The organism is Bacillus sp. SIMBA_026, assembly GCF_046535335.1.
In the GTDB taxonomy this organism is placed as follows: domain Bacteria; phylum Bacillota; class Bacilli; order Bacillales; family Bacillaceae; genus Bacillus; species Bacillus velezensis.
In genome coordinates this window covers 1,377,755-1,402,178 of the sequence record NZ_JAWRWX010000001.1, presented here as the reverse complement: position 1 = coordinate 1,402,178, position 24,424 = coordinate 1,377,755, and the positions used below count along the sequence as shown (strand labels likewise).

Genomic DNA, 24,424 nt, shown 5'->3' with positions numbered 1-24,424 from the left:
TTCTCCTTTAAAAATTTAAGAATATGTTAATATAAATTCCCTTCCAAATTCCAGTTTCTCGTAATATAGTTGTAATGTAACTTTTCAACGCATTTTTACGACAAAAAAGTGAACGGAGGGGTTTCCCATGGAAGAAACCTTTCAGATATTATATGATGCATACCATCAAGATTTATATCAATTTTTATTTTATATGGTAAAAGATAAGTCGCAGGCTGAAGATTTGACGCAGGAAGTGTATATCCGCGTCTTGAATTCCTATCATACATTTGAAGGAAGAAGCAGTGAAAAAACATGGCTGTTATCCATCGCACGCCATGTGGCGATTGACTGGTTCCGCAAGCAGCAGACGATCAGACAGCGTATTATGGGTACGTTTGATTGGGATACACAAGATGTCAGAGATCAGCATTTGCTTCCGGACGAACTCGCCGTACAGCATGAAAACGTCCGGGAAATTTATACCGCGCTTGATCATTGCACCATTGATCAAAGAGCTGTTATTATCTTGAGATTTATTCAGGGATATTCCATTCAGGAAACAGCCGCCGCTCTCCGCTTCTCGGAAAGCAAAGTCAAAACGACCCAACACAGAGGGCTCAAAATACTTCGGAAACAGATGGAGCTTTTGAGGGAGGAGCTAATGGATGATGAAGTCATATTGGAACGAAGAAAGAGTAGAGGAGTTGTTAAGACAACTTCCGGCGGTTAGAGATCATCGTTCACCCGAGGCCATTTACCTGAATATTGAAACAGGTAAACCGTACAGGAAAAAACCGGCCCGAAGCTGGATCGGCCCCGCCTCAGCCGGCGTCTGCGCATTGTGCATCGCTCTGATTATATCTCCTCACCTGATGACAAACAAATCTTCCGGTGATCTTACCGCTGACAGCCGCCAGACTGAAAAAGCCAGTCAGTCAGCTTCTGTCAAGCCGCCGGATCAGAAGACGTTCGTCGTCTCAAACCAAAACAAAAACAATTACATTACTTTGGCATTTGCCGATTCAGAAACATCTGCCGTCATTCCGGTCAGTTTTGAAAAAAAGAAGCCGGATGAATCGGTTTCAGAGGCTTTATCCGAAGCGGAAAACCTAGAAGTGCCCGAATCCTTCCTGTCTGTGCCGAACCTTTTGGACGGTGTGCAGGTAACGGCGGATAAGAAGGACTTGCTTGTGCAGGTAAACGGACGGTTCTCTATCGAATCAGTTGCCGATGCTGACTTATTGAAAAAGATGCTGAAAGAGACTTTGACATGGAGTCCTTACGAGCGGATTAAATTGAAAAAGGTTCAAAACGGAGCCGGACAGGATTTTTATAAATCTTACGGCATTTCCGCTGAGATGTCCGTACATAAACAGACAAACCGGGCGTATTTTTCTTACAGCGACAGTCTGGGACAAGAGTATCTCATCCCGTCTGAACAAACCTATTATTCAGTATATCAGGCTATTGACGGGATGAAGACAACAGACGGAGGCTCACAGACCGCGAGCATTATAGAAGCAGATGCGATTGCATCGGTATCGGAAAGGGAAGACGGTGAGCAGCTGCGGATTCAATTGTCCGAAAAACATACGGTTGAAGATTCGCTGGAAGGGATTTTAATGATCGAAGGGCTTCTGTTAACTGCGAAGGAATTCGGTTATTCTGAGGTGCTGTTCACACATGCGCATACAAAGAAAATCGGTAATTATGATGTGACAAAACCTATCGCTGTGCCTGCCGCGCCTAATCCGCTTCCAAGCCATTAAACGTAAAAAACCCAAAACATATGAATGTTTTGGGTTTTTTGTTGGTTACGGAAGGTCAATCAGTTTAACGGAAACAATATCCTGAATTGAAGTCAGCTCATTGACGACTTTATCATCTAAATGTTTATCAAAAGAAAGCATCATAATGGCTTCTCCGCCTTTTTCTTTACGGCCTACCTGCATGGTAGCGATATTGATATCGTTATCGCCGAGGATGCGTCCTACGCGTCCGATTACACCAGTCGTATCCTGGTGCTGGATATAAACGAGGTGGCCGGCAGGATTTAAGTCAATATTAAAGCCGTTCAGTTCAACGATTCGTTCACCGAAGTGAGGGATATACGTAGCCGTTAACGTAAATGTGCTCCGGTCTCCGGTTACTTTTACGCTGATGCAGTTATCATATCCTGATTCATTGGAGGAAATCTTCTCGCTGAAGCTGATTCCGCGTTCTTTTGCTACACCGCCGGCGTTCACTTCATTGACCGTTGAGTCTACACGCGGTTTTAAGAAACCGGACAGCAGGCTTTTTGTAATAAATGATGTTTCAAGTTTGGCGATGGTGCCTTCATATTGAATCGCAACATCTTTGACGGGTTCCTTCATACATTGTGATACGAGACTTCCGATTTTATCAGCAATTTGGTGATAAGGCTGGATTTTTTTGAATTCATCTTTCGTCATCGCAGGCAGGTTGATCGCTGACATGACAGGCAGACCTTTTGCAAACTGCAGCACTTCTTCAGAAACCTGTGCCGCGACATTCAGCTGTGCTTCTTTCGTTGAAGCGCCTAAGTGAGGTGTGGCGATCACCAGCGGATGGTCGGGAAGCTTTGATTCAACTGGCGGTTCCACTTCAAACACGTCAAGGGCAGCGCCTGCGACATGGCCGCTTTCCAGCGCTTCCAAAAGCGCCGCTTCATCAATAATACCGCCTCTTGCGCAGTTGATAAGACGGACGCCTTTTTTCGTTTTGGCAATGGTTTCTCTGTTAAGCAGTCCTTTTGTTTCCTTTGTTAAAGGCGTGTGGACGGTAATGATATCCGCGCTTTCAAGCACTTCTTCGAATGTCCGGCTGTTTACGCCGATTTTGCCGGCTCTCTCTTCGGTTAAGAAAGGATCGAATACATGAACCGTCATACCGAACGCTCTGGCGCGCTGGGCAATCTCGCTTCCGATCCGGCCCAGACCGACAATGCCTAAAGTCTTTCCGTAGAGCTCCGCCCCGACAAAAGCCGTCCGGTTCCATTCTCTAGATTTTACTGAGATATTGGCTTGCGGAATATGTCTCATTAATGAAGAAATCATCGCGAATGTATGCTCTGCCGTTGAAATGGTGTTTCCATTCGGCGCGTTTATCACGATAACCCCATGTTTTGTGGCCTCATCAATGTCGATGTTGTCTACGCCGACACCGGCTCTGCCGACGATTTTTAAAGAGGTCATTTTTTTAAACAATTCTTCGGTTACTTTCGTGGCACTGCGGACTAACAGGGCATCAAAAGTATGTAATTCATCTTCTGCATCCGCGACGTTTTTTTGAACAATTTCTATAAAGTCTGATTCCATCAGCGGCTTTAAGCCGTCATTGCTCATCTTATCTGAGACCAAAACTCGAAACATTGTTAGATTTCCTCCTAGTTTAGCTGACTAAATATCTGATAATTTATCATATTCTCAATAGAGTGTCAATGTGTATTGACGCAGTAAAGGAGAAAAGGAAACCGCTGAATCAGCTTAAATTGGGCTTCCCCAATATTTTATTTAAATTTGAGCAGTTCTCTATACAATTGCAATTTGATCATATATAATGTGAATAAATTCATAAGATCAATCTTCGGGGCAGGGTGAAATTCCCTACCGGCGGTGATGAGCATCATGCTCTAAGCCCGCGAGCTGCTTCGGCGGCAGGATCCGGTGAGATTCCGGAGCCGACAGTATAGTCTGGATGGGAGAAGATGGAGGTTCAGCAGACGTTTTGATGCTTATATCAAACGTTTCTTTGCCAAGCCTTAGTAAGCTCCCGCTTTTTAACAAAAGCGGTTTTTTTATTGGGGCGCAAAAGAACCTTTCCTCTTTTCGAGAGATTTGATCGAAAAGGAGAGAGCATTGTGAAAGTAAAAAAATTAGTTGTCATCAGTATGCTTAGCAGTATTGCTTTTGTGCTTATGCTGTTAAATTTCCCGTTTCCGGGTCTGCCGGATTATTTGAAAATTGATTTCAGTGACGTTCCTGCAATTATCGCCATTTTGGTTTACGGGCCTGCGGCGGGAATTGCGGTTGAAGCGATTAAAAATATTCTGCAGTATATCATTCAAGGAAGCATGGCCGGCGTGCCTGTCGGGCAGGCAGCCAATTTTATCGCGGGAACGCTGTTTATTCTGCCGACGGCGTTTATGTTTAAAAAGCTTAATTCTGCAAAAGGTCTTGCGGTGAGCCTGCTGGCCGGAACCGCGGCGATGACCGTGCTGATGAGTATTTTGAACTATATTCTTATCCTGCCCGCGTATACTTGGTTTTTACATTCACCGGCACTGTCAAACAGCCAGTTAAAAACGGCGGTTGTCGCAGGAATTCTGCCGTTTAACATTGTAAAAGGCATTATCATCACCATCGTCTTTACGTTCATCTTTACGAAGCTGAAACCTTGGATTGAACAAAAACGCAGCATCCAAACACAATAAGGATTGAAAGCGTCCGCTCTGTGAAAACAGCCGGACGCTTTTTTGTTTGTGCTGATCGGCAAAAAATAAGACTCCGGCCGATAACAGCCGGAGTCTTATTCAGGACGAAAAAGCTCCTCTCACGGGGAGGGCTTTTTTATTCGTATTTCAGCGGGTCGCCTTCGAACGGTTCATCCGCAACTTTGATTGAATCAGTAGGGCATCCTTCAAATGCGTCAATCATATCTTCTTCCAGAACTTCCGGAACTTCGACGACGCCTTTATTTTCGTCAAGCGTAACGAACGCAATGCCTTCATCATCATAATCATAAATGTCTGGTGCCGCAGCTCCGCAGGCGCCGCATGCAATACACGTATCTTTATCTACAATTGTGTACTTTGCCATGAATAAAACCTCCCAGATTGTTCGTGTTGGAACAAATGGTTTACCTTATATATTTTTAAATATAACACCTATTCCTCTTACTTATTGTAATGATGTTAGTGTCAAATTTCAACAGAAAAATGATTGAGAATGCTTATCACATAAGGGATTCTCTTTAGCACTTCCCCCTAAAAGATGACTTTAAACGTCAAATTTATATGAAAATCTGTTAAAATAAAAAGAACCAAAAAACGAAACTTGTCACAGAAGAAATGTAGGTGTGTTTAGATTGGCGATAAACTACTTTGATACCGTGGTTCTCGACTGTCTGGACAAAATAGACGGCGAACGGACTCCGAGTGCTGTGTTTCATTTATTAAAAGGAAAAAAGTCGTCTCAAACCATTCAGGATGCCGGCTTATTTCAGATCGCTAAATATTTCGGCATGGCTTCACAGTGTGAACGCGGCGATATTGCGGCTTCTTTGCATAAATTCACCGAAAGCTCATACATCACAGCCGGAAAAGAAGAGGGAACGTGGAAAGTGACTGCGCGCGGCGTTCAAAGGCTTGAACGGGCGTTTGCCGAGCGGCCTTGGCCGAAGCACTGCCACGGCGCGAATTATCAAACGCCTGCCGTCACCCTGTGGAGGCGGCTTTCCCTGCTCATTCAAGTCCTGTCAAACAAAGAGCATCAATGCAGTCAATATATCCCGGTTACCAACGATGTGCAGACGCTGAGATGGGTCAAACGGTTCATGCGGAAAAACAGAGATGCTAAACAGCTTTCCGTCCAAATGCATGACGCGCTGTTTCAGCTTCTGCAAGGCGTAAGTGAACGGCAGGCGCTTATTTTTGTCTATTCTTTAACTTCATTCAACAGAATCGGCAAAACGAATAAGCAGCTCGCTCTCCAGCTGAACGAAGATGAATGGTATGTGTCCGTCCAGTTTTGGGGAGCGGTACATTATGTTATTCAATCGCTTCCGCAATGTGCATATCCCGCTCTGCGCGAGCTGTTGTCCGATCTGCAGGCGGAAAGCGCGCTGACACAGTCTGCCAGAAAAACCTTTGAGCTGTTGGAAAAAGGGTTTCCGATTGAACGGATCGCCGCGGTCAGAAATTTAAAAACTGCCACAATCGAAGATCATATCGTAGAAATATCATTGCATCAGCCTGCATTTTTTATAGAACAGTATCTTTCTGAAGAGGAACAGCGTATGATAACGGCATTTGCAAAACAGCATCAAACGAATAAAATTAAACGGATTCGCGAAGGAATGCAGATGCGCTTCAGCTATTTCCAGATCAGGCTGGCGCTGGCAAAGACGGTGAATCAGCATGACTGAGCTGCATAAAGCTTTATCCAAGTATTTTGGTTTGCATTCCTTTAAAAAAGGGCAGGAAGAGATTATGACTAGCGTGCTCCAAAAAAAAGATACGATCGCCATGCTTCCGACCGGCGGGGGAAAATCATTATGCTATCAGCTCCCGGGTTACATGATGGACGGGCTGGTGCTGATTATTTCGCCGCTCCTATCATTAATGGAAGATCAGGTGCAGCAGCTGAAAGCGAAAGGAGAAAAGCGGGTTGCTGCATTAAACAGCATGCTGAATTCCGCAGAGCGGCATTTTATTCTCAGCAACATCAGCAGGTATAAATTTCTCTATATGTCCCCTGAAGCCCTTTCTTCACCTTATGTACTGAACCGTTTGAAAAACGTTCCGGTCAGTTTATTTGTTATTGATGAGGCTCATTGCATATCAGAATGGGGACATGATTTCAGGCCTGATTACTCGAAGCTCGGGCCTTTCAGGCAGGCACTCGGAAAGCCGCCTGTATTGGCGCTGACCGCAACAGCGACAAAAGAAACACTCAGAGACGTGACGGATGTGCTCGGACTTGAGCATGCGGTGCGTCATCTTTATTCAGTCAACCGGCCGAATATTCTCCTGGCGGCAGAACATTTGGCGGATAATGCCGAGAAAATAAGCAGGCTCACGGAGCTTGCCGAAAAGCTTGAAGGCCCGGGTATCATATATTGTCCGACCAGGAAATGGGCGGAAGAGCTTGCGGCTGAGCTGAATGAAAAAACGGGAAAGCGGACGGATTATTATCACGGCGGAATGGATACAGGGGACAGAATCTTGATCCAGCAGCAATTTATCCATAACCAGCTTGATTGCATCTGCTGTACCAATGCGTTCGGCATGGGTGTGGATAAGTCAGATATCCGCTTTGTCATTCACTTTTATCCTCCCCAAACGGCTGAGGCCTTTATGCAGGAAATCGGCAGAGCGGGACGCGACGGCAGCCCGAGTGTCAGTATTTTGCTGAGGGCGCCCGGCGATACCGAGCTTCAGCAGCAGATTATTCAGACAGAAAGCCTGTCTGATTATGACCTGGAAGGTATTCTGGCCGTCATACGGGATGCCGGTACGGGTGATGAACGAAAGCTTCGGGACGTTCTGATCAATAAGGGCGTCCAGGAAACACAGGCGCGAACGGCCGTCCATCTGTATCTGCAAGGAAAAACCACAAAAGAGCAGCTGCAGGAAGAACTGACATACCGCGTGGAAAAGAAGCTGCGTAAAATGAATCGTTTTTCGGCGTTATTAGAGCGGAAAGAATGTATAAGAGAAGCGCTGCTGTCTTATTTTGATGAATCGTATGAGCCTGAAGGTCAAACCGGACAATGCTGCAGCAGCTGCGGACTTGATCTGGCTCCGTACGAGCAAAAAGGAGAACGTAAAAATATGGAACGGTTTGAAGATTGGAAGCTGGAATTAGGCCGGATTTTCGGTTCAGAGTCTGCGGGTGAGTTCAGCTGAGACGGCAAAGCGAATTGATCCGGCAGCTCTCAGACCGGGAGATTGTGATGCAGCTGTATGCCACCCAATTGCTCATATTGGCGGTTTCAGCTGTTATCGGCTTTTTCTTTTTTACTGACATTCACGATTTTTTAAAGCTGTGGCATATACGTGACGATAATATCATATGGTACGGTGTAACTCTTGCTGTCCTTGTCATTTTTGCCGATCTTGCGGTGATGAAATGGTGTCCTTCGCATTTATATGATGACGGCGGCATTAATGTATTGCTTTTTAAGAACAGGCCGGTTTTGCACATTTTGATTTTGACGCTTCTCATTTCGTTCAGCGAAGAGATTTTGTTCAGAGGCGTTCTGCAGACACATATCGGCTTATGGGCCGCCAGCTTCATTTTTACGGTGCTTCATTTCAGATACTTGGCGAAGTGGCTTCTGTTTATGATGGTTGCGGGCATCAGTCTTTTGCTGGGGCTTATCTATGAATGGACCGGCAATTTATTCGTTCCGGTTACAGCGCATTTTATTATTGATGCGGTATTTGCCTGTCAGATCCGTTTTCAATATGTTAGGAGGGGTTTGCATGACGGAAATGTCAAGAGTTGAAAGAAGAAAAGCTCAGCTGCGTGCCGAGCAGCAGGTTGCCGCGGCCGCGGATGAACAAATTGAATATCTTGAAGACAGCCTCCCGACAAGACAATCTGTAAAAGAGGAGCGTAAAAAAAAGGAAGAGCAGGTAAAGGAAAAAACCAAAACAAAAACGCCGCTGTTCACTTTTCTGACCGTCCTGTTCATTATCGTAACAATCGGTGTCTTTTTCGGTCTTCTTTATATGACGAACAGCAGCAGATTTGACCCGAAGGACTATGAAGATGTCTTCATAGACCACAGTGAAAGCGCGCCTGCCGTTATTCCGAAAGGCGCTCAGAAAGAAACGTCAGAAACCGCTCTTTTAGAACAACCGAAAAAAAAGTCTGACGACAAAGATAAGAAAGAAGCGGCTGCACCTGAAAAAACGAAAGAAAAACCAAGTGAAAAAACACCTGAAAAAACGGAAACGCCCTCAGAAAAACAAGTAAAGCCGACAGACACCGAATACGCGGAGACAAAACAGCAGTCTCCGCCGGCTGTCCGTGAAAAAGCGGCTCCGGCTGCCGCGAGTGATCAAGCCGGGACTGTCCCGAAAAATGTGCGGACCGTACAGCATACTGTACAGCCGAAAGAAACACTTTACCGCATTTCAATGAAATATTATAAAAGCCGGGCGGGCGAAGAAAAAATCCGCAGCTACAACGGATTAAACGGAAACGACGTGTACACCGGCCAGGTTCTGAACATTCCGCTGTCTGATTAAAATAAATGCATGTTTTCACCGCGTTTTTCATATAGTGTACCAATGAAAACGGACAAGGTGTGAAGCGCATGGATTCTTTATGGAAGCAATTAGACCGATTTGCTGACGGACCGACGAAACAAATGCTTCAGGCGCTGGTGAAACGGAAATTAAAATACGAAAATTATGCCGCACAATGCCGAAGATGGCAGTGGGCGTCCCTCGTTTGTTTTTCCCTGATGTGCATACTGCTGATGTTTAAAAGCTTTAATGCCCCCCAAGCCTCTCCGCAGCTGATTCTGCAGGAAATATTAGGCCATACGGTTTACTTGTGCTGGATTATGGCTTCCGCTTTTGCGTATTGCACTTCTTATTATTTTAAAAAAAAGGAAGAAAAAGCTGAGGGTGAATTTCATAAACTGAGATGTGAAATTATCCAAAAAAGCACGGATTTATGGCCCCAGCCCGAAAAATGGAGGGCGAGAGAATCTGTTTTTCACTTGATGAAACATCGGTATGATATCAATCTTTATTTTGAAAGCAAATAAAATGAGGCGTTTTCCGGAAAGGATAGAAACGTCTTTTTTTGTTTGTCCGTCTAATGTAAGACAATGACAGAATGGAGAGTGCGTTTATGAAGCTTACAGCGGGAATTCTCGGCTCATTGGCGGGAGCGGCTGCGGTTATGGCGGCCGTTATGTACAAAACGGCAAGCGGCAGCCATCTGAAAACACATACATTTACGCTTGATAAAATGAAGGGGATGAAGCCGCTCACCATCTTCTTTATATCTGACGTGCACCGCCGTTTAATTGATGAAAAGCTTCTCCGCGAAGCGGCAGGTTATAAGCCGGATGCCGTTTTGCTCGGCGGTGATTTGGCGGAGGGCGGAGTTCCTTACGCCAGAATTGAAGAAAACATCAAACGTTTGACGGCTCTCGCGCCTGTCATGTATGTGTGGGGGAATAACGATTACGAGGTCAGCCAGCAAAAACTGCTCTCTCTTTTACGGGCATACAAAGTGATCCCGCTGAGAAATGAATCGGTTCAGTTTGCTTATAAAGGGGAAACCGTTACAATATGCGGCGTGGATGATATCAGGATGATGATGGATGATTACGATTCTGCAATCAGATATACGGATGCCGACAAAGTAAACCTCCTGCTTTGCCATAACCCCGACATCCATGAGCAGATGAGGGAGTCAGACGGGATTGACGCTGTGTTCAGCGGCCATACGCATGGCGGCCAAATCCGTTTCGGCCGGTTCGGGCCGTACGAATTGGGCGGGACGGGAACGGTAAAAAAAGCGCATTACCTGATCAGCAACGGCTACGGGACGACAAAAGTTCCGCTGAGGCTCGGGGCGAAACCGGAGACGCATATGATTACGCTGTGCGGACCGGATGAGCCGTCTTCCTGAAACAAACCCGGCCGCTGTGATAAAAAACGGCATTCTGCTTGTCTTCCCGCTGTACACGGTGTAAACTGATAACAAATTAAGAACCTATGACTCATTTATTCATATACTGTGTTATATGATTTGTGTGCAAGAAGAGGCAGGAGGGAACATTATGCGGCTTGAGCGTCTGAACTATAATAAGATTAAAATCTTTTTAACCCTCGACGATCTGACTGATCGGGGACTGACAAAAGAAGACCTCTGGAAGGACTCGTTTAAAGTCCACCAGTTATTTAAAGATATGATGAATGAAGCAAATACAGAGCTCGGCTTTGAAGCGAATGGTCCGATCGCGGTGGAAGTATATTCTCTTCAGGCACAAGGCATGGTTGTGATTGTAACGAAAAATCATGACGCGGACGCAGAAGATGACGAATATGACGATGATTATATCGAGATGCAGGTCAAACTTGACGAAAGCCCGGATATTATTTATCAGTTTCATTCGTTTGAAGATATCATTCAGCTTGCCGGAAGCCTTCACCGAATCGGGATTACCGGCGGCACCGTCTACCACTATGAGAACCAATACTATGTAAGCCTTGAAGACCTCGGCTCCCGTTCCGCCGAAGGCGTCATCGCGGTGCTGGCTGAATACGGACACCCGGCGACAATTACGATTTACAGGCTCCATGAGTACGGAAAACTCATCATGGACGGCAATGCTGTGGAGACCATCCAGAAACATTTTTCATAAAGAAGATTTGAAACGGCAGCTGTTTTCAGCGGCCGTCTTTTTTTAAGCGAAATAATGGAAAAATCATTGTCTTTCTTCTATGCACGGAGATATTGAAGGTGTATACTAGTCACTGAAAGGGAGCATGAGAGAAACAGAAGATTTTAGGAGGTTAACTCAAATGGCAGCCGATCGATTCACCGGTCATAATGAAGAAGACAAACATGATGTATTAAAATCAACCCAAACCGTAATACATAAAGCTCTGGAAAAATTGGGGTATCCAGAAGAAGTGTATGAACTGCTGAAAGAGCCGCTCAGATTATTAACGGTTAAAATTCCTGTTCGGATGGATGACGGGTCTGTGAAAATATTTACAGGCTATCGTGCGCAGCACAATGATTCCGTAGGTCCGACAAAAGGCGGCATTCGTTTTCACCCGAATGTAACTGAAAAAGAGGTGAAAGCACTTTCCATCTGGATGAGTTTAAAATGCGGAATTATTGATCTTCCTTATGGCGGTGGTAAAGGCGGAATTGTTTGTGATCCGAGAAATATGTCATTCAGAGAGCTTGAAAGGCTGAGCAGGGGATATGTCAGAGCAATCAGTCAGATTGTCGGACCGACTAAAGACGTCCCGGCACCTGACGTATTTACAAACTCACAGATTATGGCTTGGATGATGGATGAATATTCAAGAATTGATGAATTTAACTCACCCGGCTTTATTACGGGAAAACCGCTTGTACTCGGCGGATCCCACGGCAGGGAATCAGCGACGGCAAAAGGCGTCACCATCTGCATAAAAGAAGCGGCCAAGAAAAAAGGTCTCGATATTCAGAACGCGCGTGTCGTCGTACAAGGATTCGGAAACGCGGGCAGCTATCTGGCCAAGTTTATGCATGACGCCGGCGCGAAAGTTGTCGGAATTTCTGACGCGTACGGAGGTCTTTACGATCCGGACGGTCTTGATATTGATTATCTGCTTGACCGCAGAGACAGCTTCGGAACGGTGACGAAACTTTTCAATGACACCATTACGAATCAGGAGCTGCTTGAGCTGGACTGTGATATACTTGTCCCGGCGGCGATTGAAAACCAAATTACAGAAGAAAACGCTGACCGCATCAAAGCGAAAATCGTTGTAGAAGCGGCAAACGGACCGACGACACTGGAAGGAACGAAAATCCTGACAGACAAAGGAACGCTGCTGGTTCCCGATGTTCTGGCGAGCGCCGGCGGTGTAACGGTTTCTTATTTCGAATGGGTTCAAAATAACCAGGGCTTCTACTGGAGTGAAGAGGAAGTCGAGGAAAAACTGGAAAATATGATGATAAAATCGTTTAATAATATTTATGAAATGTCCCAAAACCGCCGGATTGACATGAGGCTTGCGGCTTACATGGTCGGCGTGCGGAAAATGGCGGAGGCTTCGCGTTTCAGAGGCTGGATATAAACCAATCGTTTGCATAAACAAAAAAAATCTCCTATGATAATATAGGAGATTTTTTATATGAGTGGAAACTTATGATGGAAATGCCAATCGCAGGAGTTGAAGGACATGACAGAAGAAAAAGCAATTATAATAGGCGGAGGTCCTTGCGGATTATCGGCGGCTATACATCTGAAGCAAATTGGCGTGAACGCGCTTGTGATCGAAAAAGGGAATGTCGTAAACAGCATTTATAACTATCCGACCCACCAAACTTTTTTCAGTTCAAGTGAAAAATTGGAGATCGGCGATGTCGCCTTTATTACGGAAAACAGAAAACCGGTCCGAATACAGGCTCTCTCTTACTACAGAGAGGTTGTCAGAAGAAAAGAGCTGCGCGTAAACGCCTTTGAAACGGTGGAGCGCGTAACGAAACAGGAAGACGGCCGTTTTCTTGTAGAGACATCAAAAGACCGCTATCTCACTCCGTTTTGTATCATTGCGACAGGATATTACGATCATCCGAATTATATGAACATACCGGGTGAAGGGCTTCCTAAGGTATTTCATTACTTTAAAGAAGGCCATCCTTATTTTGATAAAGATGTTGCTGTGATCGGCGGGAAAAACTCAAGTGTGGACGCGGCTTTGGAACTGGTGAAGTCCGGTGCCCGCGTCACGGTGCTCTACAGAGGACATGAGTACTCCCCGAGCATCAAGCCGTGGATTCTGCCTGAGTTTGAGGCCCTCGTCAGAAACGGCACAATCCGGATGGAATTCGGCGCTTGTCTTGAAGAAGTGACGGAAGATGAAATCATTTTCCGCTCCGGCCGAAATGAGACGGTCCGGCTGAAAAACGATTTCGTATTTGCCATGACGGGATACCATCCCGATCACGGTTTCCTCGAAAAAATCGGTGTGCGGATTGATGCTGAATCAGGCCGGCCGTTTTTCCGGGAAGAAACGATGGAAACAAATGTTGACGGTGTTTTTATCGCCGGAGTCATTGCGGCTGGAAATAACGCCAACGAAATTTTTATCGAGAACGGCCGTTTTCACGGCGGCTTGATCGCAAATGAAATATCAAAACGGCTGGGTAGAGAGAGCATATGATCATTCATATGCTCTTTTTTTAAAAAATTGAAAGATGTAAAAATATGAACAACATGGTACCATAGATATAGGAATATAAAGGAAAGAGGTTGCCTGATGTTTGCAATCATCTCTGCAGGAATTGCTCCCGGCATTGCGCTGTTAAGCTATTTTTATTTAAAAGATCAGTATGACAATGAACCCGTACATATGGTGCTGAGGTCTTTTTTTCTCGGGGTTGTCCTTGTGTTTCCGACCATGTTTATCCAATATGTTCTTGAAAAAGAGCATGTGGGGGGAGGAAGCTTTTTCGTTTCGTTTTTGTCTTCGGGATTTCTGGAAGAATCGGTGAAATGGTTCGTTCTGATGATCAGTGTGTATCCGCATGCTCATTTTGATGAGCATTATGACGGAATCGTTTACGGGGCCAGTGTGTCTTTAGGATTTGCCACGCTTGAAAATATTCTGTATTTGTTCGGCCACGGCGTTGAGCATGCTTTCATAAGGGCGCTTCTGCCGGTCTCCTGCCACGCGCTGATCGGAGTGATTATGGGATTTTATCTCGGAAAAGCCCGCTTTTCGCAGAAAAAAGCCCGTGTCAAATGGCTTGTGATTTCGCTGGCTGTGCCTTCATGTCTGCACGGTTCTTACGATTTTATTCTTACCGCCCTCAATCATTGGGTATATTATATGCTGCCGTTTATGCTGTTTTTATGGTGGTTCGGGCTGCGAAAGGCAAAAAAAGCACGCTCTGTTAATATGATCCAAGTGTGAAGAAACCGCGCGTCGCGTGCGGTTTCTTTTTTATGCCTTGACAGGGGATAAGAAGGAAACGTGCATAAAAATAACCTCGTGACAGACAATACGGGTACACTTTAAATTTTGCAGTAGGAGGCTTGAAGAGATGAAGTGTAAAGGAGCCTTTATGGCATGTCTCATTCTAATTTCTTTCGCCGCCGCTTTCTTCGATCATCATGAAACGGTTCATGCGTTTTCAAATCAAGTGATTCAAAGAGGCGCGACGGGTGATGATGTTATAGAATTGCAGGCCCGTCTTCAATATAACGGATTTTATAACGGGAAAATCGATGGTGTTTACGGCTGGACCACATACTGGGCCGTGAGGAATTTTCAGGAGAAATTCGGCATGAAGCCGGTTGACGGCCTCGTCGGCGCGAAAACCAAACAGGTGCTGATTTCAAAATCAAAATATTACCGTGAATATGTAATGGAGCAGATCCAAAAAGGGAATACGTTCACTCATTATGGCAATGTCCCATTGGAAAACCAAACAAAACCGAGAGCCGGAACGCAGAAGCCGGCTGCGGGAACGAATAAGCCTGCTCAAAAGCCGCAAAACAATACAGGCGGTCAGTCAAATCAAAAGCAAAATACGACAGCGGCCAATATGCCTGGCGGTTTCTCAAACAACGACATCAACCTTTTGGCGCAGGCTGTGTACGGGGAAGCACGCGGTGAGCCGTTTGAAGGACAGGTTGCCATCGCCGCGGTTATTTTAAACCGTATTAAAAGCCCGTTATTTCCGAATACGGTGGCCGGCGTCATTTTCGAACCGCTCGCGTTTACCGCCGTTGCCGACGGCCAAATATACATGCAGCCGAATGAAAGAGCAAAAGAAGCGGTTCTTGATGCGATCAACGGCTGGGATCCTTCTGAAAACGCGATTTATTATTTCAATCCTGATACGGCGACAAGCAAATGGATTTGGGGACGTCCGCAGATCAAACAAATCGGAAAACACATTTTCTGTGAGTAAAAGTACGAAAAATGAGGTGTTAACATGATTAGAGGAATCATTATCGCTGTTCTCGGTGTCGTGATCGCCGCAACCGGATATTGGGGATATAAAGAGCATCAGGAAAAAGATGCGGTCCTTCTGCATGCGGAAAATAATTATCAGAGAGCTTTTCATGAATTGACGTACCATGTAGATCAGCTTCACGACAAAATCGGGACGACGCTTGCGATGAACAGTAAAAAATCTCTGTCTCCGGCGCTTATTGATGTATGGAGAATAACTTCTGAAGCTCATAACAATGTGAGCCAGCTGCCCTTGACTCTTATGCCTTTTAATAAGACGGAGGAGTTTTTATCCAACATAGGAGATTTCAGCTATAAAACATCCGTCCGGGATTTAGACCAAAAACCGCTTGATAAGAAAGAATATACAACACTGAACAGCCTGTACAAACAGGCGGAGAACATTCAAAACCAGCTCCGCAGCGTTCAGCATCTCGTCATGAGCAAAAATTTACGGTGGATGGATGTTGAGATGGCGCTCGCTTCTGACAAAAAACAAAGCGATAATACGATCGTCGACAGCTTTAAAACAGTCGAAAAAAATGTAGGCGCTTTTTCTGAAGACAGTACCAGCCCTACGTTTACAAGCGCAAATACAGAACGAAAAGGTTTTACGCATCTGAAAGGAAAACAAATTACGGAAAAAGAAGCGGTCAAAATCGCGCAACGGTTTGCGCCTGATCATAATTATTCAATTAAAGTGGTCAAAAGCGGCAGGAAGACGAATCGGGACGTATACAGCATCCGCATGAAAGACGCCGACAACAAGTCTTTTATCTATATGGATATTACCCAAAAAGGCGGACATCCGGTCTATTTGATTCAAAAACGGGCCGTGAAGAAACAAAAGATCAGCCTCAATGAAGCATCTAACCGGGCCGTCGCGTTTTTAAAGAAAAATGGATATGAAACAAAAGGCCTCGAAATTGATGAAAGCGCGCAATATAATAACATCGGCGTCTTTTCTTTTATCCCCGTGGAGAAAAATGTCCGCATTTATCCGGAAGCCATCCGAATGAAAGTGGCGCTGGATGATGGTGAAGTCGTCGGTTTTTCCGCGCGTGATTACCTGGCGGCGCACCGCACGAGAACGATTCCGGCTCCCGCTTTGTCAGCTGATGAAGCGAAAGCGAAGCTGAATAAAAATGTTGAAGTGCGGGAGACGCGGCAGGCGCTGATCACGAATGAGCTCGGTCAGGAAGTGCTTTGCTACGAAATGCTCGGGACGATCGGGAAAGACACGTATCAAATGTTCATTAATGCGGACGACGGAAAAGAGGAAAAAATAGAAAAGTTAAAAAGTGCAGAGCCTATATATAAAGACCTATAAAAATAAAGGAGGAAAGGACTAAAAGTCTTTTCCTTTTTTTCGTTACATGCTTTAATAAAAGCATAAATAATGAAAGAGTGAAGGCCCATGATAGCTGTCGGAGATTATATTTGGATTGAATACATAGAGAACAATGAGCCCAAAAAAGCGAGGAGCAAAGCAGTAAGCGTTGAAAACGGCGAACTGCACATCTCATATCCCGTCGATCTGGATTCGGGACGGACGGTCTTTTTGCATAAAGGATTGGAAATAACAGCGGAATTTATGGGGAATGGCCAAGTGCCGTATCAATTTAAAAGCATAATCAAAGGAAAGAAAAAAGACCCCATCCCGATGATCGGATTGGACATCCCCCCTCAGGAGGAAATGAAGCGGATTCAAAGACGCCGATACGTTCGTGCAGACGCAGTATTGGATGTATCCGTCAAAATGGAAGCGAAAAAAACCGCTTTCCAAACGGTTTCCTCTAATATCAGCGCCGGCGGAATCGCTGTTGTGATGCCTGAGCATATTTCCGCGGAACCAGGTGAAAAGCTGTATGTCTCATTTTCTCTTCCCGGCAAGGATAATACGGCGGATATAACGGCTGAGGCTGTTACCCAGCGGATTTTTTATGATGAAAAGGCGGATAAACAAAAAATGACGCTTGAATTTACAGAAATCGGCCCTGCAGCGCAGCAGCTGTTACTCCAATATTGCATGCGCGCGCAGCTGCAGCAGAGAAGAAACAGTCTGTCGGAATAAACAGCAGCGCACTTTTCCATACTAATCCTAATGGAGGTGCGCGTGTATGAAAACGTTTGAACGTCTGCTGGTCAAATTGGTCTGCATTCAGCTTATCATTTTGGGCGCGGTGCAGTTTTTGCTTCATTATCAGCCTATTGAACCTTATATTTCGAAAGCTGTGAAATATGAGGGAGTTGATAAAATGGAGAAAAAAGAATGGATTGAAACGGTAAAGCGGTAAATCAGCTCAATTTTTTCGCCCCTTTTCCGGCAGTTCATGATACAATCCATAGAGGAGTAAAGAGCAAGGAGAGAGATTATGGACAAGAAATTATCAATTGCGATCGACGGGCCGGCCGCTGCCGGAAAAAGCACCGTTGCTAAAATAGTGGCTGAGAGAAAATCATATGTGTACATTGATACAGGAGCGATGTATCGTGCCATTACATATACGGCGCTCAAGCAGAATGCCGATTTAACTGATGAAGCCGCGCTTACAGAGCTGCTGAAGCGTACGGAAATTGAGCTTGTATCCGCTCCGGAAGGACAAATCGTTCTGGTAAACGGAGAAGATGTGACAGAAGAAATCCGAAAAGACGAAGTCAGCAACCAAGTATCAATCGCCGCCAAGCATAAAGGCGTCAGAGAAGAAATGGTCAAAAGACAGCAGCAGCTCGGACAAAAAGGCGGTGTCGTCATGGACGGCCGTGATATCGGTACTCACGTGCTGCCTGATGCCGAAGTGAAAATTTTTCTGCTCGCGTCCGTAGAGGAAAGAGCGAAGCGCCGATATGAAGAGAATAAGAAAAAAGGCTATGACGTGAATTACGAGACGCTCATTGAAGAAATTGCCAGACGCGACAAACTCGATTCAGAGAGGGAAGTTTCCCCGTTACGCAAAGCGGAAGACGCGATTGAAATCGATACGACGTCACTCAGCATTGCCGAAGTCGCGGGAAAAATTCTGGAGATCGTCGAACAGAAATCACGTTAACTTCGGGCGGAGCGCTTTATAATTTTTTTCGAAAGACAAGATGTTATTGCTTGACAAACCAGTCCATTTATTAGAAGTTAATACTAATAAAACTTTTTATTGATCATTCAAAATCTTTTTTGGATGATTCTTTAATACATATTCGGCTGAAAAGCGGACATTCACATGTTCAGCTTTCAAACCGTATTAATTAAGCTGTGTAGGTTTGGACCAAGGAGGTTATTCAAATGACAGAGGAAATGAATCAAATTGATGTTCAAGTGCCAGAGGTTGGAGATGTAGTAAAAGGGATTGTGACAAAGGTAGAGGACAAGCATGTAGATGTCGAAATTGTCAATGTCAAACAGTCCGGAATCATTCCAATCAGTGAATTATCAAGTCTTCATGTAGAGAAAGCATCGGATGTCGTAAAAGTTGACGACGAGCTTGACCTGAAAGTAACAAAAGTGGAAGACGATGCTTTGATTTTATCTAAACGTGCCGTTGATGCTGACCGCGCTTGGGAAGACCTTGAAAAAAAATTCGACACAAAAGAAGTGTTTGAAGCTGAAGTGAAAGATGTGGTGAAAGGCGGTCTCGTCGTTGATATCGGCGTTCGCGGCTTCATTCCCGCATCACTTGTCGAAGCTCATTTCGTCGAGGATTTCACTGACTATAAAGGGAAAACCCTCTCTCTTATCGTCGTTGAACTCGACCGTGATAAAAACCGGGTGATTCTGTCACACCGGGCTGTAGTGGAAAAAGAACAGACAGCCAAAAAGCATGATTTTCTCCAAACGCTTGAGGTTGGAAGCGTGCTTGAAGGAAAAGTGCAGCGTCTGACTGATTTCGGCGCATTTGTCGACATCGGCGGAATTGACGGGCTTGTTCATATTTCGCAGCTGTCTCATTCACACGTCGAAAAACCGTCTGACGTGGTGGAAGAAGGTCAGGACGTAAAAGTGAAAGTACTGTCCGTAGACCGCGATAACGAGCGTATTTCTTTATCTATTAAAGAAACGCTGCCGGGACCTTGGAGCCAGGTCGGCGAAAAGGTAAAACAGGGAGATGTGCTTGAAGGAAAAGTGCAGCGCCTTGTAAGCTTCGGCGCCTTCGTTGAAATTCTTCCGGGCGTGGAAGGACTTGTGCACATTTCGCAAATTTCCAATAAACATATCGGAACGCCGCATGAAGTGCTTGAAGAAGGACAGACTGTTAAAGTGAAAGTGCTTGACGTAAACGAAAGCGAAGAGCGCATTTCCTTAAGCATGCGTGAGCTTGAAGAAGCGCCGAAAGCCGATCAGGAGGACTTCCGCCAATACCAGGCGAAAGAAGAGCCGAGCACCGGCTTCCAGCTTGGCGATTTAATCGGAGACAAGCTTAATAAATTAAAATAAATTGGTGATAAAACGTGACACGAGCAGAACGAAAAAGAGAACATATAAATCATGCGCTGTCTACCGGCCAAAACCGGGAAACGGGGCTTGATGATATTACGTTTGTTCATGTCAGCCTACCGAACCTAGCATTGGAAAAAGTGGATATATCAACGAAAATCGGCGGACTCACTAGCAGTTCGCCGATTTTTATCAATGCGATGACAGGCGGCGGCGGACAGCTTACATACGAAATTAACAGATCGCTGGCAAGAGCCGCGCGCAAAGCCGGCATGCCGCTGGCTGTCGGTTCGCAAATGTCAGCTTTAAAAGATCCCTCCGAACGGTGTTCTTACGAGATCGTCAGAAAAGAGAATCCGGACGGGCTGATATTTGCCAATTTAGGCAGCGAGGCGGATGCCGAGCAGGCGAAAAGGGCAGTTGATATGATTCAAGCAGATGCCCTCCAGATACATTTAAATGTGATTCAGGAGATCGTCATGCCAGAGGGTGACAGAAGCTTTGCTGGTGCTCTCGGCCGTATTGAGCGGATTGCGGCGGAAGCGGGAGTGCCCGTTTTTGTCAAAGAAGTCGGCTTCGGAATGAGCAAGGAATCGGCACGGCAGTTATTTGATGCCGGCGCAGCAGCAGTTGATGCCGGCGGATACGGCGGTACAAATTTCTCTAAGATCGAAAATATGCGCAGAGAGAAGGCGCTTCAATTTTTTAATACGTGGGGAATTTCCACTGCTGCAAGCTTAGCGGAAATCCATTCGCTCTCCGCTGATCAATCAATTATCGCATCCGGCGGGCTGCAAAGCGCCCTGGATGTCGCCAAATCGATTGCCCTCGGTGCTTCCAGCGCGGGAATGGCGGGCACTTTCCTGAAAGCTCTCACCTCTAAAGGAGAAGAGGGCCTGTTTGACGAGATGACGGCGCTTTTACAAGAGCTGAAAATGATTATGACCGCCCTCGGATGCCAATCGGTTGCCCAACTGCAAAAGGCGCCTTTGGTCATAAAAGGTGACACACATCACTGGCTTTCTGAACGGGGAATTGACACATCCCGTTTCAGCAGACGTTAAAAGGCATGCGGACCCGCATGCCTTTTTCTGTTTTTTACGATTTTCTTTTTCGGAATTCCCCGTTTTGCTCAAGGCTTGTCGCTCCTTTATGGTGAATCGAATCATCGCGATCAGATTCCACCCGGCGGGAGGCTTTCAGTTTTTTCTCCTGTCTGTCTTTTCCCATCCTTATCCGCTCCTTTCAGGTATAATTGGTTTAAAAAATGCGTTCCCGCTCCATACTGATCAGAGGAGGAGCGATTATGGAACCGTTTTATTATTACTGGTCAATGTGGTTTTTATGGATACTTGCGACTTTTATTTTTGCTAAAACAAAAAGCCGTTTTTACGTATCAGTCTTTATTTTGACTAATATGATGGCAAGCATACATCAGATTACGGCTTATTTTACGCTGAACGCGGCATATGTCATGTTTTTTGCTGCGGCATTTGTTTATGCGGGAAGCCTCGGCATGCATAAACGGCTCCGTAATATTGTGATTCATCTGACGGCGGCTGCGGCGTACAGCTTTATTTTTCTTTTTGCATTATATGATCCTGTTTGGTTTATCATAAAACCTGAATGGGCGGCGGTTATACTGCTTACCGTTATTACGCTTTCCGTTGAGGGGCGGTTCCCTGAGAGGCTTTGTCTTTTTGTTCTCGGCATGTGCCAGGGGGAGCTATTGTATGCTGCGGTCATCCGCAATATTGCGGGTGCGGCAGCCGTCGGGGATTATAAATGGCTTTCAGGCTGTTCGGCGGGAGTGATTCTGCTCGTCGGGCTGACTACATATGAACAGCTTGTGGCGCACATCAGCCAAAAAAGCAAAAAGCAGGGCAAAGGAGCGACAAAAATGTCTTGAAAACAGACGGAGACTGTTACATGAATGCGAAACATTTTGAAGAATACATTGTGATCTCAGTGAAAACTGATATAATAAATGAGTTAAGCCCTTCTGTTTGAAGGGTTCTTTTCATAGCGAAGATGATTTTTAATAACCGGTTGAACAATTTTTTGTGAAAATGTAAGCGGCTGGATTGAAAGGAAGGGTACTATGGGTAAACCTGTCGTAGCCATTGTCGGAAGACCGAATGTGGGAAAATCCACAATCTTTAACCGGATTGCGGGTGAAAGAATTTCAATAGTAGAAGATACCCCCGGAGTGACGCGGGACCGGATATACAGTTCGGCGGAATGGCTGAATTATGATTTTAACCTGATTGATACGGGCGGAATTGATATCGGAGACGAACCGTTTCTGACACAGATCCGCCAGCAGGCTGAAATCGCCATGGACGAGGCTGATGTGATCATCTTTATGGTGAACGGCCGCGAAGGTGTGACGTCTGCGGATGAAGAAGTGGCAAAAATACTGTACCGGACGAAAAAACCGGTCGTATTAGCCGTTAATAAATTAGATAATACCGAAATGAGAGCGAACATCTATGACTTTTATGCGCTCGGCTTTGGAGAACCGTATCCGATTTCGGGCACACACGGTTTAGGATTGGGAGATTTGCTCGATGCTTGTGCCGAGCATTTTAAAAACATTCCGGAGACGAAGTACAGTGATGATGTCGTTCAATTCTGCCTGATCGGCCGCCCGAATGTCGGAAAATCATCCCTTGTCAATGCGATGCTCGGCGAAGAGCGGGTTATCGTGAGCAACGTAGCCGGAACGACTAGAGACGCTGTGGATACGGCGTTCACCTACAATCAGCAGGAATTTGTAATCGTTGACACGGCGGGAATGAGAAAAAAGGGTAAAGTATATGAAACAACAGAAAAATACAGTGTGCTTCGGGCGTTAAAAGCCATTGACCGCTCAGACGTCGTCGGCGTTGTGCTGAATGCAGAAGAAGGCATCCTTGAGCAGGACAAGCGGATCGCCGGATACGCCCATGAAGCCGGGAAAGCCGTCGTCATTATCGTAAACAAATGGGATGCCGTTGATAAAGACGAGCGCACGATGAAAGAATTTGAACAGAATATTCGGGAGCATTTCCAATTTCTCGATTACGCGCCGGTGCTGTTTATGTCGGCACTGACGACAAAGCGGATTCATACACTCATGCCTGCGATTATTAAAGCGAGTGAAAACCACTCTCTCCGCGTGCAGACAAATGTCTTAAATGATGTCATCATGGATGCGGTCGCCATGAATCCGACTCCGACGCACAACGGCTCCCGTCTGAAAATTTACTATGCGACTCAAGTCGCTGTTAAGCCGCCGAGCTTCGTTGTTTTTGTCAACGATCCGGAACTGATGCATTTTTCTTATGAACGCTTTTTAGAAAACCGAATCCGGGATGCTTTCGGATTTGAAGGTACGCCAATTAAAATATTTGCAAGAGCAAGAAAATAAAAAGGTGTGATACAGAGATGAAAAAAGTGGCAATGCTTGGAGCGGGAAGCTGGGGCACTGCACTTTCTTTAGTGCTGGCTGATAACGGACATCAAGTCATGATGTGGGGACACCGTGCCGAATTGATCGATCAAATCAACGAACTGCATGAAAACAAAGATTACCTGCCGGGGGTGGAGCTATCAAGTTCTATCATCGGTACAGCTGATTTAAGCGAGGCTTTAAAAGGAGCTGACTTCATCATTGTGGCAGTTCCGACAAAAGCCATTCGGGAAGTGCTGAAAAAGGCTCTGCCGTACATCCCGAAACAATCGATTTTTGTTCATGTCAGCAAGGGAATTGAGCCGGATTCGCTTCTCCGCATTTCAGAATTAATGGAAGAGGAGCTGCCTGAGGAGTACAGAAAAGACATCGTCGTGCTTTCAGGGCCGAGCCACGCTGAGGAAGTCGGATTAAGACACCCGACGACTGTTACATCATCTTCAAAAAATATCAAGGCTGCAGAAGCGGTTCAGGATTTATTCATGAACCAGCATTTCCGCGTCTATACCAATCCGGATATGATCGGTGTTGAAATAGGGGGAGCGTTAAAGAATATCATCGCTCTTGCAGCGGGGATTACAGACGGATTGGGATACGGAGATAATGCAAAAGCGGCCTTAATCACCCGAGGTCTTGCTGAAATCGCCAGACTCGGCACAAAGATGGGCGGAAATCCGCTCACCTTTTCCGGCCTGACCGGCGTAGGCGATTTAATCGTGACGTGTACAAGCGTTCATTCCCGAAACTGGCGCGCCGGCAACCTGCTCGGCAAAGGATATAAGCTGGAAGCTGTCCTGGATAAGATGGGGATGGTTGTTGAAGGCGTGCGGACGACGAAAGCTGCGTATCAGCTGTCTCAAAAATACCAAGTGAAAATGCCGATCACAGAGGCGCTTCACCAAGTATTATTTAACGGGCAGAAGGTAGAAACAGCCGTAGAATCCTTAATGGCCAGAGTGAAAACCCATGAGATGGAAGACTTGGTCAACACATTCGAAAACCGGGTGAAGTGACAATACCATGCCGTCAGCATATTCTGAAGTGACGAAAGTCCAAAACGCAGAACTCTCCGGCTGAAATCGCTTAAAACATTTGCTGATTT

Annotated in this window: 26 protein-coding genes and 1 riboswitch; of the genes, 23 read left to right on the top strand and 3 right to left on the bottom strand. The window is 45.7% G+C overall.

Annotation, left to right across the window (positions count from 1 at the left end):
* Positions 1-127: 127 nt before the first annotated feature.
* Both sigX and SB847_RS06730 read left to right on the top strand, forming a co-directional pair.
* Positions 128-712, top strand: coding sequence for an RNA polymerase sigma factor SigX (sigX, locus tag SB847_RS06735; protein ID WP_003153399.1), 585 nt, complete (start codon positions 128-130; stop codon positions 710-712).
* Entirely contained in the window at positions 648-1,751 is a 1,104-nt protein-coding gene (locus SB847_RS06730) for a sugar dehydratase (RefSeq protein WP_486304276.1), read from the top strand. The genes sigX and SB847_RS06730 overlap by 65 nt, the downstream gene beginning before the upstream one ends.
* A 45-nt stretch (positions 1,752-1,796) precedes the next feature.
* Here SB847_RS06730 and serA read toward each other — a convergent pair whose 3' ends face one another.
* On the bottom strand, positions 1,797-3,374 hold the full coding sequence (gene serA / locus SB847_RS06725; RefSeq protein WP_007409437.1) for a phosphoglycerate dehydrogenase: 1,578 nt from the start codon (positions 3,372-3,374) through the stop codon (positions 1,797-1,799).
* A 206-nt stretch (positions 3,375-3,580) separates the two neighbouring features.
* Positions 3,581-3,715: riboswitch (FMN riboswitch) on the top strand.
* A 147-nt stretch (positions 3,716-3,862) separates the two neighbouring features.
* On the opposite strand from serA, the gene fmnP reads away from it, so the two are divergent.
* On the top strand, positions 3,863-4,435 hold the full coding sequence (gene fmnP, locus SB847_RS06720) for a riboflavin transporter FmnP (RefSeq protein ID WP_003153402.1): 573 nt from the start codon (positions 3,863-3,865) through the stop codon (positions 4,433-4,435).
* Positions 4,436-4,571: 136 nt separating this feature from the next.
* Here fmnP and SB847_RS06715 read toward each other — a convergent pair whose 3' ends face one another.
* Positions 4,572-4,820, bottom strand: a complete 249-nt coding sequence (locus tag SB847_RS06715; protein WP_003153403.1) for a ferredoxin — start codon at positions 4,818-4,820, stop codon at positions 4,572-4,574.
* 268 nt (positions 4,821-5,088) lie between these two features.
* Between SB847_RS06715 and SB847_RS06710 the strand changes: the two genes are divergently transcribed.
* The 17 genes from SB847_RS06710 (at position 5,089) to fni (ending at position 20,932) form a co-directional block, all read left to right on the top strand.
* On the top strand, positions 5,089-6,147 hold the full coding sequence (locus tag SB847_RS06710; protein ID WP_410577485.1) for a YpbB family protein: 1,059 nt from the start codon (positions 5,089-5,091) through the stop codon (positions 6,145-6,147).
* Positions 6,140-7,630, top strand: coding sequence for a RecQ family ATP-dependent DNA helicase (locus SB847_RS06705; RefSeq protein ID WP_410577483.1), 1,491 nt, complete (start codon positions 6,140-6,142; stop codon positions 7,628-7,630). The genes SB847_RS06710 and SB847_RS06705 overlap by 8 nt, the downstream gene beginning before the upstream one ends.
* A 14-nt stretch (positions 7,631-7,644) precedes the next feature.
* A complete protein-coding gene (locus SB847_RS06700; RefSeq protein WP_410577481.1) occupies positions 7,645-8,232 on the top strand; it encodes a CPBP family intramembrane glutamic endopeptidase in 588 nt (195 codons plus the stop codon).
* Positions 8,210-8,980 (top strand): LysM peptidoglycan-binding domain-containing protein, encoded by a 771-nt coding sequence (locus SB847_RS06695; protein ID WP_265971413.1) that lies wholly within the window; start codon positions 8,210-8,212, stop codon positions 8,978-8,980. The genes SB847_RS06700 and SB847_RS06695 overlap by 23 nt, the downstream gene beginning before the upstream one ends.
* Before the next feature lie 68 nt (positions 8,981-9,048).
* A complete protein-coding gene (locus tag SB847_RS06690) occupies positions 9,049-9,507 on the top strand; it encodes a YpbF family protein (protein ID WP_007409443.1) in 459 nt (152 codons plus the stop codon).
* 86 nt (positions 9,508-9,593) lie between these two features.
* Positions 9,594-10,382, top strand: a complete 789-nt coding sequence (locus SB847_RS06685; RefSeq protein ID WP_082998687.1) for a metallophosphoesterase — start codon at positions 9,594-9,596, stop codon at positions 10,380-10,382.
* Positions 10,383-10,533: 151 nt separating this feature from the next.
* A complete protein-coding gene (locus SB847_RS06680; protein WP_003153412.1) occupies positions 10,534-11,118 on the top strand; it encodes a genetic competence negative regulator in 585 nt (194 codons plus the stop codon).
* 160 nt (positions 11,119-11,278) lie between these two features.
* Positions 11,279-12,553 carry an NAD-specific glutamate dehydrogenase gene (gene gudB, locus SB847_RS06675; protein WP_003153413.1) on the top strand — a complete coding sequence of 425 codons (1,275 nt, stop codon included), beginning with the start codon at positions 11,279-11,281 and terminating at the stop codon, positions 12,551-12,553.
* Between the two features lie 105 nt (positions 12,554-12,658).
* Positions 12,659-13,642: a YpdA family putative bacillithiol disulfide reductase gene (locus tag SB847_RS06670; protein ID WP_014418270.1), complete on the top strand. Its 984-nt coding sequence runs from the start codon at positions 12,659-12,661 to the stop codon at positions 13,640-13,642.
* 96 nt (positions 13,643-13,738) lie between these two features.
* Complete coding sequence (prsW, locus tag SB847_RS06665; RefSeq protein ID WP_003153415.1) at positions 13,739-14,395, top strand: glutamic-type intramembrane protease PrsW; 657 nt, start codon at positions 13,739-13,741, stop codon at positions 14,393-14,395.
* Between the two features lie 130 nt (positions 14,396-14,525).
* On the top strand, positions 14,526-15,398 hold the full coding sequence (gene sleB / locus SB847_RS06660; protein ID WP_285979294.1) for a spore cortex-lytic enzyme: 873 nt from the start codon (positions 14,526-14,528) through the stop codon (positions 15,396-15,398).
* A 24-nt stretch (positions 15,399-15,422) separates the two neighbouring features.
* Positions 15,423-16,772 carry a germination protein YpeB gene (gene ypeB / locus SB847_RS06655; RefSeq protein WP_285979295.1) on the top strand — a complete coding sequence of 450 codons (1,350 nt, stop codon included), beginning with the start codon at positions 15,423-15,425 and terminating at the stop codon, positions 16,770-16,772.
* 87 nt (positions 16,773-16,859) lie between these two features.
* Positions 16,860-17,516 carry a flagellar brake protein gene (locus tag SB847_RS06650; protein ID WP_410561630.1) on the top strand — a complete coding sequence of 219 codons (657 nt, stop codon included), beginning with the start codon at positions 16,860-16,862 and terminating at the stop codon, positions 17,514-17,516.
* 46 nt (positions 17,517-17,562) lie between these two features.
* A complete protein-coding gene (locus tag SB847_RS06645) occupies positions 17,563-17,739 on the top strand; it encodes a YpfB family protein (RefSeq protein WP_003153420.1) in 177 nt (58 codons plus the stop codon).
* Positions 17,740-17,817: 78 nt separating this feature from the next.
* On the top strand, positions 17,818-18,492 hold the full coding sequence (gene cmk, locus SB847_RS06640) for a (d)CMP kinase (protein ID WP_038458993.1): 675 nt from the start codon (positions 17,818-17,820) through the stop codon (positions 18,490-18,492).
* Positions 18,493-18,719: 227 nt separating this feature from the next.
* Positions 18,720-19,868 carry a 30S ribosomal protein S1 gene (gene rpsA / locus SB847_RS06635; RefSeq protein WP_007612259.1) on the top strand — a complete coding sequence of 383 codons (1,149 nt, stop codon included), beginning with the start codon at positions 18,720-18,722 and terminating at the stop codon, positions 19,866-19,868.
* Between the two features lie 14 nt (positions 19,869-19,882).
* Positions 19,883-20,932: a type 2 isopentenyl-diphosphate Delta-isomerase gene (fni, locus tag SB847_RS06630; protein WP_410561633.1), complete on the top strand. Its 1,050-nt coding sequence runs from the start codon at positions 19,883-19,885 to the stop codon at positions 20,930-20,932.
* Positions 20,933-20,966: 34 nt separating this feature from the next.
* Here fni and SB847_RS06625 read toward each other — a convergent pair whose 3' ends face one another.
* On the bottom strand, positions 20,967-21,098 hold the full coding sequence (locus SB847_RS06625) for a YpzI family protein (protein WP_003153429.1): 132 nt from the start codon (positions 21,096-21,098) through the stop codon (positions 20,967-20,969).
* A gap of 76 nt (positions 21,099-21,174) precedes the next feature.
* On the opposite strand from SB847_RS06625, the gene SB847_RS06620 reads away from it, so the two are divergent.
* The 3 genes from SB847_RS06620 to SB847_RS06610 all read left to right on the top strand — a co-directional run bounded on the left by SB847_RS06620 (position 21,175) and on the right by SB847_RS06610 (position 24,335).
* Complete coding sequence (locus SB847_RS06620; RefSeq protein WP_410561635.1) at positions 21,175-21,777, top strand: YphA family membrane protein; 603 nt, start codon at positions 21,175-21,177, stop codon at positions 21,775-21,777.
* Positions 21,778-21,969: 192 nt separating this feature from the next.
* Entirely contained in the window at positions 21,970-23,280 is a 1,311-nt protein-coding gene (gene der / locus SB847_RS06615; protein WP_003153433.1) for a ribosome biogenesis GTPase Der, read from the top strand.
* Between the two features lie 17 nt (positions 23,281-23,297).
* On the top strand, positions 23,298-24,335 hold the full coding sequence (locus tag SB847_RS06610; protein WP_003153434.1) for an NAD(P)H-dependent glycerol-3-phosphate dehydrogenase: 1,038 nt from the start codon (positions 23,298-23,300) through the stop codon (positions 24,333-24,335).
* Positions 24,336-24,424 lie beyond the last annotated feature (89 nt).